A 16,125-nucleotide genomic window follows, 5' to 3' on the forward strand; every position below is an offset into this window, starting at 1 on the left:
GTAAGGGGTTGAACGATTTGTCTGTATTAAAAAGCGGAGATACGGTTGGTTTGATTTCGTGTTCGGATGGAATCTGCCGTGATGATCATTCAGTCTTAAACAAAATAGAACAACAATTGAATCAACTGGGTCTAAAAGTCAAGATTGCTGAAACTATTTATCGCGGTGCACATTCACCCTTCAGCGGATCTCCTCAGCTTCGTGCTTCTGAACTTCTTCGCCTATTTCGCGATTCAGAAATCAAAGCTGTATTTGACGTGTCGGGAGGCGACAGTGCCAATCAGATTTTGCCCTTTCTTGATTTCGATACCATTCGCGAAACAGCTGTTCCGTTTGTAGGTATCAGCGATTTATCCGTGATCAATAATGCGATTTATGCCAGAACGGGATTGCCAGCCTATCATTATCGCATTAAAAACCTTGCCGGCGGATTTGCCGAAACGCAGCGCACAATCTTTGAGCACACCTTTATGGGTGATGCATCTGCTCCAACCTTTAACATGCGATGGCTGCGCGGCAATCAGATGTCGGGCATTGTTATTGGCGGCAACATTCGTTGTTTTCTAAAGCTTGCAGGTACGAACTTTCTTCCTGACCCTGCCGGCAAAATCATTTTTCTGGAAGCGCTCGGAGGCGGTTCTGCACGTATGGCTTCACTTCTTGCTCAGCTCGATCAATTATCATTCTTTACCAAATGCTCGGGCATATTACTTGGCACATTCTCTGCAATGCAGGCAAAATCATCTGAGCCTTCAATTGAACAGCTCGTGCTTGAAATCACTGAACCCTGTCACTTGCCGGTAGCAAAGACCAAGCTGCTTGGTCACGGTGAAGATGCCCACTCCCTGCCGATCGGTTTGCCCATGAGGTTTGTTGAAACCAGACAGTAAGATGAAGGAATTTCTAAGGTCACTTGATATACATGAAAGATATTCTTGATTAAGAAAAGACTATGTGGCAAAAAGATAAAAAAGGCGAGGGATTAGCAAACATTGAATGTGGCAAAACCAAAACAGTACTTCTCCGTATCGATGCGGATCAACTGATCAATTCTATGAAGGAAGATATCGCAGTGCGACACACGGTGTCAATTTATTAAATCAGACTTTTAAGGAAAAATAAAAAATAATAAAATGCACACTGCAAACTGTGGTATGCCGAATGAAAAGAGCAGCCAGCCTCTCTTTAACCGATGTTTCGAATCCTCTTTATTTTCACTTGCAACATCTGCCTGGGTGCGATCCCCGCTAATGATCGCACCCACAAACATTCCGGATAGAATGAGGCAAACAACCGCAATACTAAATGCTATTGTTAAAATTGCACTGTGATAAGGTGTAAAAATGCCTAGAAGCAGTAATAAAAAGGCGACAGCGATTCCCGACCACAAAGTTTTCATTATGATTCGCCTCCTAATGAACTAAGTATAGCAAGAATGGGCGAAAAAAAAGCATTAATTTTCTGAACAAAAAAAATAACAATTTCTTCATAATTCGACAATTTTACCTTGTACTATAAGAAAGTATATAAATTTTAAGGAAAATAGTATAAGTGCAACTAAGTCTTCGCCTTCGTCAGAGGCTTGGCGAAGCCAAGTTTTCTAATAAATGAACCTGTAATCCTATCGTTCAAAAGAGCTAAAATGGATTGCTGCCTATAAACTTAATTTTCATTATTACTGCATTAAATCATTACAAAAAACAGTCACATGTCCGATCAGCATCCCAAGTGGATGACGATCAGATTTAGTGACTGCCAAGAAAAACAAAAAAGAGCCGCTTGTTCCTAAACTCAGGCACAAAGCGTTTTCTTACTCAGGTCTATATGACCTGTATCTGTCATAATAAATCAAATTGATAAAAAATGGAAGAACATCTATCTAATTGCCAACTTTTTGTCAATTATAATTTTTCTACAACAGGTTTACCGAACGAAATTTTATTGAAGGCACTGTTAGTGAATAATTGCCTTTAACTGTGCTCTGCATCCATCTCAGCGAAAAACTCCTGAAGTTCATTCACAGTGACCTCACCAGAGTTGTACAGAACCGTACAGATGAAATCGGGAATATCGAGATCATTCATTTCATAAGTTTTCCCTGTATTAACGCTGGCACACGCATCCTCAATCACACGCACCTTGAACCCATGTTCAAAAGCTGCAGCAGAATTAAAGAAAATACAATATTCCGCATTAAATCCGCACAGCACCACTTCATCAACACCTGCTTTTTGCAATTTTTCCTTTAAATCTGTGTGATAAAAAGCACTAGGCAGACTTTTTTCAATGATTTCTGCAGCATAAGGAGCAAGTTTGCGGCAAATGGCACTGCCGGGCGATTCATCTTGTATTAGACTGTGCGTATTTTCAACTTTATGACGAATGAAGAAAATCGGTTCATGACTATGTTTAAATCTATGTACCAAATAGTCAATACGGTCAATAACCTTCTCGAAGTCTCCTGAATCAACGAATCCTTGCTGAACATCAATAACCAGCAACGCACGCATTTTCTTGCCCCCGTCTTTTCTTATACCATTTCGTGCGGAACACTTGCCTTTCTCAGTTTCATTTTTTCATAGATTGCATTAAAATAGAAAATGGAAACGTTTTATTTATTGTGATCTTAATTGATTCGAGAAAGAAGTGTTCGCGCATGACTTTGTTGCATCATGATATCACATTCTGCAATTTTGACAACTCATATAAATCACAACCGCAGCTGCTTGCGGCATCGCCGCATCATTGGATTGATTTCACTCAGCTTCGCGGTACGCATCTCTATTGCTCTCCCGAAGCATTTACTCACATCCGCGACAAATTAAGCACTGTTCCTGATCATGGTTTGACCTTCTGGGGCAGCGGAAACTATCACTATGCAACACTCGCATTATTAAAGAATATCCGTCGTCCTTTCTCACTGGTTCTGTTTGATCATCACACGGATCTGCAGGAAGGACGAATCGGCTCACTGCTCTCATGCGGCTCATGGGTGCGCCATGCACTTTCCCAGCTTGCAAATCTCCAAAAAGTCGTCATCATTGGTCCCGATTCGAACGAAGCATTGATGGGACATATAACCGAACGATCTCGGATTGTCATCTTCCCGGAAGAACGATTTCCCACACCGGAACAGTTATTGAACGCTCTTACGACCGATCATATTTATGTCAGTATCGACAAGGATATTCTGTCCGAAAACGATGCGAAAACAAATTGGAATCAAGGAACCGTTTCCATAGACAGCCTCATACCCCTACTTGGTGTATTAATAGAAGAAAAATGTGTGGAAGGATTGGATGTATGCGGTGAGTGGCCGATTCGGCTCCATCAACAATTTGATCATCAAACACGAACCTGGATCAGCAAAAATGAGTACAGTAATCTAAGTATCGCCCGTGCATTTATGCGTCAAGTTCAAAATCGCGGAAAACAATCGAAGCATGTCATTTAATTGATTAACAGTCGCTATCTTTCATAAAAATTAGTAATGAAAAAACCGCTGCTCTTCAGAAAAATCGAAGAAGCAGCGGTTTTTAATTCACCCGTATTATGCGAGAACCTTCAAGCTTTCGCGATTAAATGCGGGAATGTCATCAGGAGTCCTGCTCGTCACAAGATTGTGGCAAACGACGACTTCCTCATCTTTGTACTTTGCACCGGCATTCTTCAAATCAACCGCAATTGATTTGTAACCGGTAATGTTGCGGTCTTTAATGGCTTCTGCTGTAATCAGCAGCTGCGGACCGTGACAGATTGCGAAAACACCTTTATCTTCGTTCATAAATGCCTTTGTGAATGCAACAAAGCGATCATCGTCGCGCAGATTATCCGGTGAATAGCCCCCGGCGATTAATAAAGCATCAAAATCGCTTGGCTTTACTTCATCAATCGAAGCATCAGCTGTCACTTTCGCACCGTGTTTGCCGGTAATTACCTCGCCTTTAGATTTTCCAATAACAGTGACTGTGTGACCTGCTTCCTCATATGCCTTTGCCGGTCCCGTGAATTCAACATCCTCAAAATCATTTGCAAGTACTGCAGCAATTTTCTTTGCCATGTAAATCCTCCTCACTATCATTTGGAATGAACCTGTCCAAAATATGGAGCGAACAAACAGGTAATTCCAAGTTCACAGCTTTTATTATAGGTAATATTAGGCAGTTCATTCAAGAAATCTGCTTAGCCATTAATACTTCCGATAGGCATAAGGTGATTTTGGCTTCTCAACCTGCTTCCATTTGGTCACCTTAATTACAGGAATGGTCTGTTTAAACGGTTGATAATAGGTTTCGGTCAACGTTCCCTCAGCGCGCATCCATGTGTCGTCCTTGTAATCAACATTATGCGGGAATTGAACCATCAAGCCGAAAACCCCTGCATCAGCAATACAATGAATAATGCCGAAGCGAAAAAGAAATAATTGATTCTTTTCCAATGAATCACCATGGTAGACGAATCCCATTATGGAAATTTTCTTATTTGAAAAATCACCAGGATAATTGTAAACCGCTTCAAGCGCACGAAGAAAATTATCGTCATTGAGATACAAATAGTCCGACTTGCTGTATTTTACCATATCTGACTTCAGCATTTTTTTGTACGTGCTGCTCTCATAATATTGGCTTGTGTCCGGTTTCAGAATTTGGTGATTTGCATACTGATCCTTGTCATTGTCGATTTCTGCGAAATGAAATCCCTTTGCGCGGACAATCGTTGAATCCAATGTTGCGATCGGCAAAAACAACCCGGTAATGAGTGGAAAGATAACTAAGGCATAGGTTAACCCTTTCTTCCACCATGTATTATTCTCATGACTGTGATCGTGACCAAACAGCCTTTCTTCCACTTCGGCATGTGCCTTGCCACCTTCGACATTCCATTTCACTATTTGATAGACAGCCATAAAACCAATGATGAAAATCATTGAAAAAGAAAGATAGCCATAGCGCATATTAATGTATTTGCTGATGTCTCCGGTAAGATGCAGATGCAAAAACAGGTAGGCAAATCCAAACAGAATGATAAAACGAATCATGACCGGCCCCTCCTTAAATGAGCAACGCGCCTGCAAACACGCAGACAAAAATCAGCGTGATTAGCACAGCGACGAATTTCTTTTTAAATGTCGAGAGCATCATAATCAAGTTCTTAATATCAACCATTGCACCGAACACAAGAAATGCAGTCAATGGTCCCGGAGGAAAGGTGCTTCGGAATGATGAGGCAACAAAGGCATCAGCCTCAGAACAAAGCGACATAATAAAGGCAAGTATCATCATGACGAGAATAGCTGTAAAGGGTGTATTGGCAAATGAGAGCAAAATACTTTGTTTGATATAGGTCTGCATCGCTGCGGCTATAAATGCACCAAATACTAGATATTTACCAACGGAAAAAAATTCGTCAATAGCATGATCCATTGTACCTTTGAATTTTTCTATAAACGAAATTCGTTCTGAAGCTGCGGCTTCATCATGGTGAAGATGGTACTTTTCTATTTTTTTATCCACATAGTCTCTCAATTGATTTTCGGGAAATAAATAGGAAACTAGAATTCCGACGGCGATGGATACCGCAATCGCCAGACCAGCTCGGTAGAATACCATCTGCCAGCTGCTTCCGAAAGCGATATACGTCGCAAACAGCACCACTGGATTAATAATCGGACCGGCAAGCATGAATGCGATTGCTGCATGCAGCGGAACCTTCTTCTTCACTAGTCGCTCGGTGATTGGGACAATCCCACACTCACAAGCAGGAAAAAGAGAACCCATGCATGTTCCGAAAACGACCGATCCTATTCTGTTCTTCGGTACAATGCGCGCAAGCAAAGAATCGGTAACAAACATCTGAATGATTGCAGAAATAAACACCCCGATAATGATGAAGGGGACTGCTTCAATAATAATACTGATAAAGATTGTGTTTAATTGGAGAAATGAATGACTGAACACTAAGATCACTCCGTTCAAGGGAACTGATTGAAGAATGTCACCAATACCTTCCTTTATACGCATCAATAAAAACACTCCCAAGTCTACCACTGCATGCTGATGATGACAAAACTATGTTTTATTTTGTAAGATTTAATTCAAAATGAATATCAGATTAATTTCTAACAAAAGTCTTGAGGTTGACGCTGCGTCAAGGTGTAAAGTAAAGGTGTCAGGAGGGGTTCCATGAACTATACAATCAAACAGCTCAGTGATTTAGCCGGCGTAAGCGGACGCACACTGCGATTCTATGACAAGATCAATTTGCTGAAACCGGAGTCCATTAACACTTCCGGATATCGGATTTACGGACCAAAACAAGTGGATCGTCTGCAGCAGATTCTCTTTTTTCGTGAATTAAAATTTAGCCTCAAAGAAATATCTGACATTTTATCTGCGGACGATTTTAATCGAGTGGACGCCCTGACTGAACAGCGTAAGAAATTAATTGCGGAGAAAAAGCGCCTTGATCAACTGATCGCGACGATTGAAAAAACGCTCGCTTCGCAAAAAGGAGAGACCGTTATGAGTGATCAAGAAAAATTTGTAGGCTTTAAAAAGAAGATGCTCGATCAGAATGAACAGAAATACGGTAAAGAGATTCGTGAAAAATACGGAGAAGAAACAGTGAAGAAGTCCAATCAACAATTCGCCAATATAAGCAAGGAAGATTATGAAAAAACGGTAATGATCCAAAATGAGATGTTTGAAAATCTAAGAGAAGCACTCAGTTTGAATGATCCGGAGAGCAGTTGTGCTCAGAAAGCAGCGGATCTTCACCGGCAATGGCTCAGCTTCTTTTGGCCAAAGGGAACCTATTCAAAAAAAGCCCATGCAGGACTTGCCCAAATGTACGTCGATGATCCGCGTTTTACAAAGTATTACGAAAACAATGTCGCAAAAGGAGCTGCGGAAATGCTCCGTGATGCCATACAGATCTACACTGCGAAACCGTAACCGAAACGAAAAGAGCCCTGACAATGTCAGAGCTTTTTTCTATTCATGAACTTTAATCAGAGAAATCTTGTGTAAAGAAAGCCCAACCGTCTGAGCTGCCGTTCTTTTGTCCATAGACAACTCCGACACCAATATATTTATATTGAGGCTTTAGGATATTTGCACGATGATCCGGAGAATTCATCCAATCATTCATCGTCGCTTGAGCACTCCAAATCTGATCCCATCCGAAATAGTTTACATCACCTTTAGCATAGGCCACGTTCTGTCCTGCTATTGTATTCCGTGAGAAATTCATCATGCCGTGGCTCATTGCACTTTTGCTAAACTGCTGCTGACTCCATTGACGGGCAAAGCTTTGAAGTTCCGGCTTTACTTGAAGTGCCTGCAGTCCATTTTGTGCGCGAACATTATTTACAAGCGAGACAATCTGTTGTTCCACTGATGCATTATATTGACCGGGAGCAGTTGTCTGAGCCTTTGGCGCAGCAGCCTTAACCGGTGCTTTTGCTACTGTCTTTTTCGGTGCTTTTTTTACAGCAGCCTTATGTACCGTTGCTGTCTTCTTAACTGCTTTCTTTACTGCTTTTTTAACCGTCTTTTTCTTCTTAACTGACTTCTTTGCTTTCTTTACGGTCTTCTTTATCGATTTTTTCTTTACGCTCTTTTTAATACTTTTCTTAACTGCAGGCTTTTTCGCCTTTTTCTTTGCATGCTTCTTGACCGTTTTTGCTTCAACACCGCTTGTAATCGACTCGTTCTGTTGAACAACTGGTTGGGATTGTTTCGTTGAGCCGGCAGTTGACTTCGACTGATCCGCGTTTGATATGGAGGCGGTTGTCAGGGATAGAATAATAATCAATAAACCTACTAAAGTATGCTTAAAAAAACGCATAATAAAAAAATCTCCTCTCATTTACGTTTGATAATCAAATACGGCGGCCCAGCCATCCTAGCGAATATTCGCCTTAGATCTGTGACTTTGCGTCACTACTTTTCAGTAGCTTTGCCCTTTAGAAAAAAGATTTCTTTCTAAAGTATTAGGTTAATTTAACTATACAGCAATCTATTTTTTATTACAATATTAGATTTGCTTCTTTAATAGAATACTTGACAAAAGTTCATGTTTTTTTTTGATGGACGCTGAGATGAACGCAAACATTCACACTCTGACCAATAAAATCGTCAATCTATCACCAATCTTAGAAAGCTACTAAACTGAAGATATTTAAAAAGTGCTTGCAAGCAGATCATTATTATCAAAATATTCGGGGTGTTATACTAATTGGTAAATCCTATCGAAGGAGGAATTCATCATGCAGAAATGGGTTCAAATAGCCGGTATTGCTCCGCTCCTGATTCTTTCCGCCTGCGGAAGCAATTCAGCCTCAAACACTCATTCAGCAGACAAAGCGAAGACATCAGTTTCTGAGCAGCACGAACCACAAGGACAAAACAACTTCGTCAAAGTGAAAACTTACACATTTAAAGATGACGGAACCATTCCCAACAATCCGTATTTTCAGGTCTTGGTTTATCCCGGTGCATTTAAAGGAAGGACCGGGCAGATTGTGAACACTTTCAAGAAAAACAATTGGGGCAATAACTGGGTCGACGGTGTCTTTCCTTTTCATCACTTTCACAGCACATCTCATGAAGTACTCGGTGTTATTTCAGGACATGCAACACTGATGATTGGCGGAGAGAAGGGCAAAAAACTCAAAGTGTCGGCTGGTGATGTACTTGTTCTTCCCGCAGGAACTGGGCATAAAAGGCTCTCTGCAAGCAGCGATTTTTCCATTGCCGGCGGATACCCGAACGGACAGGATTATGATACACAAACTAAAGAAACTCCGACATTCAAGGAAAATATCAGCAAGGTTGGAAAACCAAAACAGGATCCTGTTTATGGGAATCGTGGACCGCTTCTGACAATCTGGAAGAAAAAATAAGTATTTCAGAAGAAATGAAGCCGATTGAAAATGCGCGTACGATAGCTCTGAAAAGCTGATGAATGGGCGATCGAACGTTTTTCCATCAATTGGTTGAATTTTAATTGTTTATAGCGCAGCTGCTTATTCAGGCGGTCGCGCTCCTTATCATCTTCACAGCACTGGAGCAAGTCATTCAGTGTGACCATATCTTTTTTAATTTGCAATTCTTCAGGAAGCATGCCGGCATTTTTCAACACTTTGTAACCGGCACGCAGATCTTTCGGCACCGCCGACAGATCTTCAAGCACAAGCGGCTTTCCTTTACCCGGAAGATGGTCGAACGCACCTGCTTTTAAGCCTTCCTGAATTTTCTCTTCAGCCATGATTTCGATAATGCCCATAGTTAACACTCCCATTTTTAGGTATTCTGTGTTTTGCTTTGATGATCAGACTCCGAAAAAAGCAATGCTAATGATTCTTTCGCCGGACCGTCGAGCACTTCTCCATTGGCTTTGAAGCGCGAGCCGTGGCAAGGGCAATCCCATGTCCGCTCGTCTTGATTCCAGTTTACTTCGCAGCCCATGTGGGGGCAAGTCGCATCAACTACAGTTAAGTCCCCGTGCTTGTCGCGGTACGCGCCGACCTTTCGTCCATGAAGCGATGCGATCATGCCACAATCCCGTTGCAAGTGATCGTCAAGAGGCGCAGGTTTGCTGACCTTTCCCTTAATCAACTGTCCGGCGGTTTTCATATTTTCAACGAGGAAGCTTGCGAGCATTGGAGCCGCTTCAAACCGAGCGGGGCTGAACAGCTCCGCATAGGAATTAACACGTTCCAAAACCAAGTCGGTCATGAGTTGGGCAGCTAACGTACCTGTGGTCATTCCCCACTTATGAAAACCTGCGGCAACCAAAATACGCGGATTATTATTTGCAAGTCTTCCTATATAAGGGACTTGATCCAATGTCGTGAAATCTTGGGCAGACCAATGTGCTGCCGCCGTCTCCAATCCAAAATGCACGGAGGCAAACTCTGCTAGTCGCTGGTAATGGACAGCCATTGATTCGCCGCGCCCTGTTTTATGATTTTCACCGCCGATTAAAAGATAGTTCTTGTGGTTAAGACGCAAGCCGCGAATGGAACGCTTCGGCGCGCCAGCACTAATATACATTCCATCAGGAGGATCACCGGCTGTCTCGCAAGCAATCAAGTAGGAGCGTTCCGGGAACATACGAGAAAAATAAAAACGGTTGTCGTAGAAAGGAAAATGAGAGCAGGTCAGCACATGCTGACAGCGTATTCCGAACCCTTGCTTGGTCATTACAAGCGGCTCAGATTTCGGGTCTTGTATATCCGTTGCCAATGTTTCTTCAAAAATGGGTACATTTAATTTCACAAGATCTGCAAGCAGTTCATGCAGATACATCAGCGGATGAAACTGCGCCTGTCCAGGCATGATGATCGCGTTTTTGATTTCTAAGGGGAGATCAATTGAATGCGCCATTGATCCCAAAATTCCAAGCCGATCGTAAGCCTCCTTTTCTTTCTCAATTTGTTTTTCTTCCTGTTCTGTCGTCGCGTAAACAACTGCCGGCTGGATTTCATAATCGCATTGAATACCGCGGTCGCTCACATGCTTTCCCATCCAATGAAGTGCCTCTTTATTTGCTTGGTAATAGAGCCCCGCTTTTTCTTCGCCAATGGTACGAATGAGATGATCATAAATTAATCCATGCTGCGCTGTGATCTTCGCGGTCGTATTGCCGCTTGTACCTCCGGCAATACGATCAGCATCAATTAACATAACCGGAACACCGCTTTTTGCGAGCATGTACGCTGCTGTAATTCCGGTAATACCGGCACCGACAACCAGTGTGTCGGTTGTTTTATTTTCTTTCAATGAGCTGAATACCGGCAGATGTACCGTATCCCGCCACAAGGATGAGGTGTCGTCTGAAAAATTCTTGTTCTGCTGCTCCATGCGGATCATCCACCTTTCTTTTTCCGTTCAGAATCATCAAAGACATTCTCTCCTAAGTGCAAGAAAATATGCGTATCAGTCACAAATACACATCATGTTTGATATCGCTCCATGAACATCATCGTACTTAATGACTAAATGTATCCGTTCCGTTCATAAGAAAAACCGAGCAAAAAGCGCCCGGTCCTTCATTAAGTAACGAGTAAAATAAGTGGAGATTTTCCGGTTATATGCACCATGGCGTTAGTTTTGCCTGTAAATAAGGGTAATTTTTCCGCTTATTCAGAGAAAAAACCTCTATTTTTACGTTTTTCGATTCAATAAGGGTAATTTCTCCGTCTATTTAAGCGATTTTACCATTCATTTTCAATTTAAGCGGAATTTTTCCGTCTATTTCTCAGATTGGGCGCTTGCCTGATCGTCCACCTGAATCTTATGACGCTGATCATTGTACCAGCAAGGCAGAACGATATACTTTCTTTACTTGTTAGAAAAACCGGGCAAAAAGCGCCCGGTCCTTACTTTCACAGGATGTGATGGCTTTCGCGTTGCATACAGGACGTATGCGTAGTTAGCGAAAGTTCCTTTGCTCCAAATACGGTTTTTAATCATCAACCATGTGCTTGAACAGACATTTCTATTTCATAAAGTATTTTGGTCCTTCATTAAGTAACGAGTAAAATAAGCGGAAATTTTCTGGTTATATGCATCATGACGCTTGTTTCGCGGGTAAATAAGGGTAATTTTTCCGTTTATTTATCAGATTGGGCAGTTACCTGATCGCCCAACCAAATCTTAAGGCGCTGATCATTGTACCAGCAAGACAGAACGATAAACTTCCTTATCTTACAAAAGAAGCTTCGTCGGGTCTATCACCCGTCGAAGCTTTTGATTGCTTATTTTAGACTGAAATCTCCTGAACTTGTCCGAGTCTTGATCTTATATTTGCCGTCTCCCTTTTTACCAATGATATGATGATCGCTTTTCTCTTCATAAAGCATATCTTTAAACTGTACAGAACCATCACCTGAAGCTCCATGATAATAAACGGAAACTGAATCGGGCTCATCCCTGAAAGTAACCGTGACATCACCACTACTTGTTTCAAAGTTCAAATTGCCGATAAGCTCGTCACAAGTCAAGTCAATATCACCGGAACTGGCCGAAGCATCCAGATCGCCGCAACAGTCCGTTACTGTTATGTTACCCGAATGCGTGAGCAGTCTCAGATCATCTGCAGACGATTTGTTCAGACGAACATCACCACTCGACGTGTTCGCATTCAATCTTTCCTTTACATGTGTATCGCAAATAGTCAGATCACCGCTTGATGTCGTCGCATTTAGTTCTTGATTTGCGGCGCAATGCATCAGTTCAATATCACCTGAGCGGCATGAGAAATTCATCCGATTGGTTACAAGTTCAAACGCACTTATATCACTTGATTGCCCGTCAATCACAATGTGGTCATAGAGTCGTGTCGGTAACTCGATAACGACTTTTACGTTTGCAAAGCTTAACGTCTTGAGGCGAGTCAGCCAATCCTGTCTGTTGCGGATAATATGAATTTCTAATTTGTCATCTTTTTTATTCATCACCAGTTCAACAGGGCAATTCTGCTCATCCAGATCTCCCGTCCAAACCTGAGCTTTTAAAACCGTCTCTTCCGTCTGAATCAATTCAACATCCGTTGATGAGGTGTTGACAATAAGATCATCAATTCCATCCATATCAACAGTTTCTTCCAATACATTCCGCATACTGTTCACGCCTTTCAAACGATTAAATCTTTGATGTCTTTACTTTAGCTGTTAATCAAGTGGACGTGATCAGTCGCAGGTCTGAATTTAATACCTTCCGAGGTCCGGATCGTACAACGTGCCTCATTAATCATTTGGAAAAATGATTCCACTCTGCTTCCGTGCCGAACTCATGGTTTTGACAACGCTCCGACTAAGTGCGCGTAGACGTAAATACTCTTGTTTATTGTTCTGTTCAAGGATATCCGCAAAATTGCTGATTTCATAGATCTTATCGTCTTCTTCAAAATGGGTTGCAATCGGCTGTACCTCTTTATTATGGGCATCAATCCACTCAAGGCGTGCGATATTGGATGAATTATTGATCCGGAACGTTCCTTTTTCACCATGAATTTCCGACGGTGCATCGGAATAGGCGATCTTCGAGCAGAGTATCGTACAGACGAAGCCGGGATAGGTGAGCACCAAGGTACCTCCGCCGTCAATTCCATTGGATAATTTGACCGGATAATAGACGGATCGCTCCGGTTCGCCGAAAAGAGCGACCGCTACATAGGTCGGGTAAACGCCAAGATCTTGCAGTGCTCCCGCTGCAAACTTCGGTGAGAAGATGTTTGTAATCTCTCCGTCCAGAAATTTATCATAGCGCGAGGAATATTGAATGAGCTGCAGAACAGCGGAACGAAGCTGTCCCGCTCGTGGAAGCTCCTGCTGTAATTTTTTAAAAACCGGCGTCTGAATGTTGCGGATGGCTTCAAATAAATACACGTGATGCTCATCTGCAAGTTTCACTGCCTCATCAAATTCTTCTAAATTAGCAAAAATCGGTTTCTCACATATAACATGTTTTCCGCCGCGCAACAGGACTGACACTTGCTGAAAATGCAGCCCGTTCGGAGACGCGCAATAAATGGCGTCCACCTCATTACTTGCAGCCAGGTCTTCGAGTGTCGTGAACCACCGGCTCCCACCAAATTCTTCTGAAAACTGCTTTGCTTTTTCCTCCGATCTGGAATAGGCACCGACGTAATCGAACCGCCCTGTCTTCTTAACCGCTTTCACAAATTGTTGCGTAATGCTGCTTGTTCCTATAGTGGCAAGTTTCATTGTCTTCCCCCTGCTTGATCATTTTTATTACACTAATTATAACGATCGATGTATAATTTTGGTAGCCCTTACATCGATAAACCCACAAATATATAAATTTCCCCACAAACTTAATATAGATGATCAATTTAAAGTATAAGTAATGATGCATAGATAACGAAAACACAATTCGGAGGACGAATTTATGATGAACGGACTTGATAAAGTCAAACAAAAGCCTTTTATTTTAGGGTTTATCCTATTATATGTGCTCCCGCCTATCGGAATGGCTTGGTTTGTCGGCTGCGCCATCCTGGAATGGCGCAGTCAAATTTCGAAAAAACATGCGCTGCCTACAGATCTGATCAGCCTATTGCTTGCCTTAATGGCCATGGCGTCCATCGGTTCTGTACTGATTAACTGGCAAGTCACTGATCTTCTTTCCACGCTCATTCTGATTGGTTACCTTGGGATCTACATGTATTGGCTGCGTCATCCCGAACATCTTCATATAAGACAATTTGTGTGGATCACTATCTGGGGCGGAGTCTATATTTTCTTTTCGGAAAAAGTACTGAATCTGATTCCTCATGATTCCATTGTCGGAACAGCGGTTTCCTTCCTGACCGGACACTTTTTATTTGGTTACAGGGGTATACCGCGATTATACGGACCAACATTTAATCCGAACTATGCCTGTTACCTGTTAATACTCGCACTCGCTTTTCTTTCTGTTGAACTGTTGCGAGCCTTGCAGCTAAAAAACAAACAGATTATTGTTCTGTCACTTTTGATTTTTCCGATTCTTGATCTAGGTATCTATCAAACGGGATCGAGAGCCGGATTCGCCATTATGTTCTTGATTCACCTTTTGTTCCTTTATAAGTTGAGCATTCGGGCATTCATTCCCGTTGCTGCTCTTGTTATGATCAGTGCTCCATTTCTCTACCATTGGATGCCAAGATCTGGCGGTACAGAATCATCAATGGCAAAACGGATTGAAATTTGGGGGAACAGCTGGCATATTTTTACGGACAATCCGTTCTTCGGTGCCACTACGTTTGGTTTCGGCAGAGATTACGCAGCGCTTAATGGTGAGATGATTCCGCATGCCCATGATCTGTTTCTGTCCGTTCTTTCTTCATCGGGCATTTTCTGCGGTCTGTTTTTTCTCGCTGTCATTGTCATTAATGCGTTCCAGCTGTTCAAGGCGCAGCGAATGAGTGCTAAGACCAACTATTCAGCAGCACTGTTTCTCTTTTCATTGCCGACCATCATTCTGTATGGCATTATGGACTTCACCTTGTCCTCGCCTCAAGTTATGATTATGGTCCTTGTGCTTCTCTCCTATTGGGTAAGATATTCGGCACGCATGAATCAATTCGCGCGCCTGCACAAGACCATAAAACTGGTTTTAGGCAATAGAGTTCACTTAGGAAACAGAAGGCGGCAAAAACCAGCGATGCTGCAGACATTCAAAGGAGCATCTGGCAGGTAAGATCAATTAATGATATGATAACGTTGATATTTTTTGGTGGGCACCTTGACTCGAGGTGCCCATCTTTAAAGTGAAAGGGTGAAGAGCTTGGTTGAAAAAATAGCATTTATCGGTTCCGGCGAATTAGCGGAATCTTTATTAAAAGGCTTTCTGAATAAAAAGTTCGTAACAGCAGATCATGTTTGGATGAACAATCATGCAAACAAGGAACGCCTCGTAGAACTTGAACAGGAGTTTCATGTCCACACAACTCAGAATAAAGAATTGGCGCTGAAGAATGCTGAGATTGTTATCTTTGCATTCAGACCCGCAGACACAAAGAGTGCAGTGGAGGAAATGAAAGCCTATCTGCGTCCGGAACAACTGGTCATATCGTTAATGGTAGGCGTACCTACCTCATTCATTCAATCGGCGTCCGGAATCGATCTCTCGATAGTTCGAGCGATGCCGAACACATCCGCATCCATAGGTCTCTCTGCAACCGGAATAGCAGCAGGTTCTTTTGTCACGGATGCGCAGCTGAAACTCGCCAAACAGCTGTTCGAAACCGTCGGCACCGTTACCGTCGTTAAGGAAAGCGAGATTGATGTCATCGCAGGGCTTGCAGGAAGCGGACCCGCCTATTTATACTATCTTGCTCAGGCAATGCAGGAAGCAGGAATGCGTGAAGGAATCCCTGCGGCTTCATCAGCACAGCTTGTCATGCAGACGCTACTTGGCGCAACACATCTTCTGAATCAATCCGGAAAGTCAGCCTCCGACCTGTTGAAGGCTGTTGCAACCCCCGGAGGAACAACTCAGGCAGGCATCGACACGTTAGACAAACAAGATGTAAAACAAGACGTCATTGACTGTGTTCATCAGGCAATCGTACGTGCTAAGGAAATGAGCACGCCTTTTACAAAGTAAGTTC

At 42.5% G+C, this 16,125-nt stretch carries 16 protein-coding genes and 1 riboswitch; of the genes, 6 read left to right on the plus strand and 10 right to left on the minus strand.

The genetic code is table 11. The features are described 5' to 3' along the window. Window positions 1–17 precede the first annotated feature (17 nt). Entirely contained in the window at window positions 18–890 is an 873-nt protein-coding gene (locus AC6F33_RS13150) for a S66 family peptidase (protein ID WP_500777231.1), read from the plus strand. Window positions 891–1,108: 218 nt separating this feature from the next. Here the strand turns inward: AC6F33_RS13150 and AC6F33_RS13155 are convergent, their stop codons facing one another. Both AC6F33_RS13155 and AC6F33_RS13160 read right to left on the minus strand, forming a co-directional pair. Continuing rightward, window positions 1,109–1,399: a DUF5316 family protein gene (locus tag AC6F33_RS13155; RefSeq protein ID WP_480948577.1), complete on the minus strand. Its 291-nt coding sequence runs from the start codon at window positions 1,397–1,399 to the stop codon at window positions 1,109–1,111. Between the two features lie 571 nt (window positions 1,400–1,970). Beyond that, on the minus strand, window positions 1,971–2,510 hold the full coding sequence (locus AC6F33_RS13160; RefSeq protein WP_500777232.1) for an isochorismatase family protein: 540 nt from the start codon (window positions 2,508–2,510) through the stop codon (window positions 1,971–1,973). Between the two features lie 146 nt (window positions 2,511–2,656). Here AC6F33_RS13160 and AC6F33_RS13165 point away from each other — a divergent pair, with 146 nt between their 5' ends. After that, on the plus strand, window positions 2,657–3,454 hold the full coding sequence (locus AC6F33_RS13165; protein WP_500777233.1) for an arginase family protein: 798 nt from the start codon (window positions 2,657–2,659) through the stop codon (window positions 3,452–3,454). Window positions 3,455–3,550: 96 nt separating this feature from the next. On the opposite strand, the gene AC6F33_RS13170 is transcribed toward AC6F33_RS13165, so the two are convergent. The 3 genes from AC6F33_RS13170 to AC6F33_RS13180 all read right to left on the minus strand — a co-directional run bounded on the left by AC6F33_RS13170 (window position 3,551) and on the right by AC6F33_RS13180 (window position 6,020). After that, entirely contained in the window at window positions 3,551–4,060 is a 510-nt protein-coding gene (locus AC6F33_RS13170; protein ID WP_255748872.1) for a type 1 glutamine amidotransferase domain-containing protein, read from the minus strand. Window positions 4,061–4,189: 129 nt separating this feature from the next. Then, entirely contained in the window at window positions 4,190–5,038 is an 849-nt protein-coding gene (locus tag AC6F33_RS13175) for a TIGR03943 family putative permease subunit (protein WP_500777234.1), read from the minus strand. Between the two features lie 13 nt (window positions 5,039–5,051). Next, window positions 5,052–6,020, minus strand: a complete 969-nt coding sequence (locus tag AC6F33_RS13180) for a permease (protein WP_304654883.1) — start codon at window positions 6,018–6,020, stop codon at window positions 5,052–5,054. A 162-nt stretch (window positions 6,021–6,182) separates the two neighbouring features. Between AC6F33_RS13180 and AC6F33_RS13185 the strand changes: the two genes are divergently transcribed. Further along, complete coding sequence (locus tag AC6F33_RS13185) at window positions 6,183–6,953, plus strand: MerR family transcriptional regulator (protein ID WP_255748875.1); 771 nt, start codon at window positions 6,183–6,185, stop codon at window positions 6,951–6,953. A gap of 52 nt (window positions 6,954–7,005) precedes the next feature. Here AC6F33_RS13185 and AC6F33_RS13190 read toward each other — a convergent pair whose 3' ends face one another. Next, the gene (locus tag AC6F33_RS13190; RefSeq protein ID WP_500777235.1) at window positions 7,006–7,848 is read right to left on the minus strand and encodes a CAP domain-containing protein; all 843 of its coding nucleotides are present in this window, start codon (window positions 7,846–7,848) and stop codon (window positions 7,006–7,008) included. A 39-nt stretch (window positions 7,849–7,887) separates the two neighbouring features. Then, a riboswitch (cyclic di-GMP riboswitch) is annotated at window positions 7,888–7,974 on the minus strand. A 295-nt stretch (window positions 7,975–8,269) separates the two neighbouring features. On the opposite strand from AC6F33_RS13190, the gene AC6F33_RS13195 reads away from it, so the two are divergent. Then, complete coding sequence (locus tag AC6F33_RS13195; RefSeq protein WP_500777236.1) at window positions 8,270–8,905, plus strand: cupin domain-containing protein; 636 nt, start codon at window positions 8,270–8,272, stop codon at window positions 8,903–8,905. Between the two features lie 5 nt (window positions 8,906–8,910). Here AC6F33_RS13195 and AC6F33_RS13200 read toward each other — a convergent pair whose 3' ends face one another. From AC6F33_RS13200 to AC6F33_RS13215, 4 genes are all read right to left on the minus strand, one after another. Further along, a complete protein-coding gene (locus tag AC6F33_RS13200) occupies window positions 8,911–9,288 on the minus strand; it encodes a DnaJ family domain-containing protein (protein WP_255748878.1) in 378 nt (125 codons plus the stop codon). 17 nt (window positions 9,289–9,305) lie between these two features. After that, entirely contained in the window at window positions 9,306–10,868 is a 1,563-nt protein-coding gene (locus AC6F33_RS13205; protein WP_255748879.1) for an FAD-dependent oxidoreductase, read from the minus strand. Between the two features lie 896 nt (window positions 10,869–11,764). Continuing rightward, window positions 11,765–12,628 (minus strand): DUF4097 family beta strand repeat-containing protein, encoded by an 864-nt coding sequence (locus AC6F33_RS13210; protein WP_500777237.1) that lies wholly within the window; start codon window positions 12,626–12,628, stop codon window positions 11,765–11,767. A gap of 126 nt (window positions 12,629–12,754) precedes the next feature. Then, complete coding sequence (locus tag AC6F33_RS13215; protein WP_255748881.1) at window positions 12,755–13,735, minus strand: Gfo/Idh/MocA family protein; 981 nt, start codon at window positions 13,733–13,735, stop codon at window positions 12,755–12,757. Window positions 13,736–13,919: 184 nt separating this feature from the next. Between AC6F33_RS13215 and AC6F33_RS13220 the strand changes: the two genes are divergently transcribed. Together AC6F33_RS13220 and proC are read left to right on the plus strand one after the other, a co-directional pair. Continuing rightward, on the plus strand, window positions 13,920–15,212 hold the full coding sequence (locus AC6F33_RS13220) for an O-antigen ligase family protein (RefSeq protein WP_500777238.1): 1,293 nt from the start codon (window positions 13,920–13,922) through the stop codon (window positions 15,210–15,212). An 87-nt stretch (window positions 15,213–15,299) separates the two neighbouring features. Further along, window positions 15,300–16,121, plus strand: a complete 822-nt coding sequence (gene proC / locus AC6F33_RS13225) for a pyrroline-5-carboxylate reductase (RefSeq protein WP_255748883.1) — start codon at window positions 15,300–15,302, stop codon at window positions 16,119–16,121. Window positions 16,122–16,125 lie beyond the last annotated feature (4 nt).

This window comes from Sporolactobacillus sp. BBK16-2 (assembly GCF_059878335.1).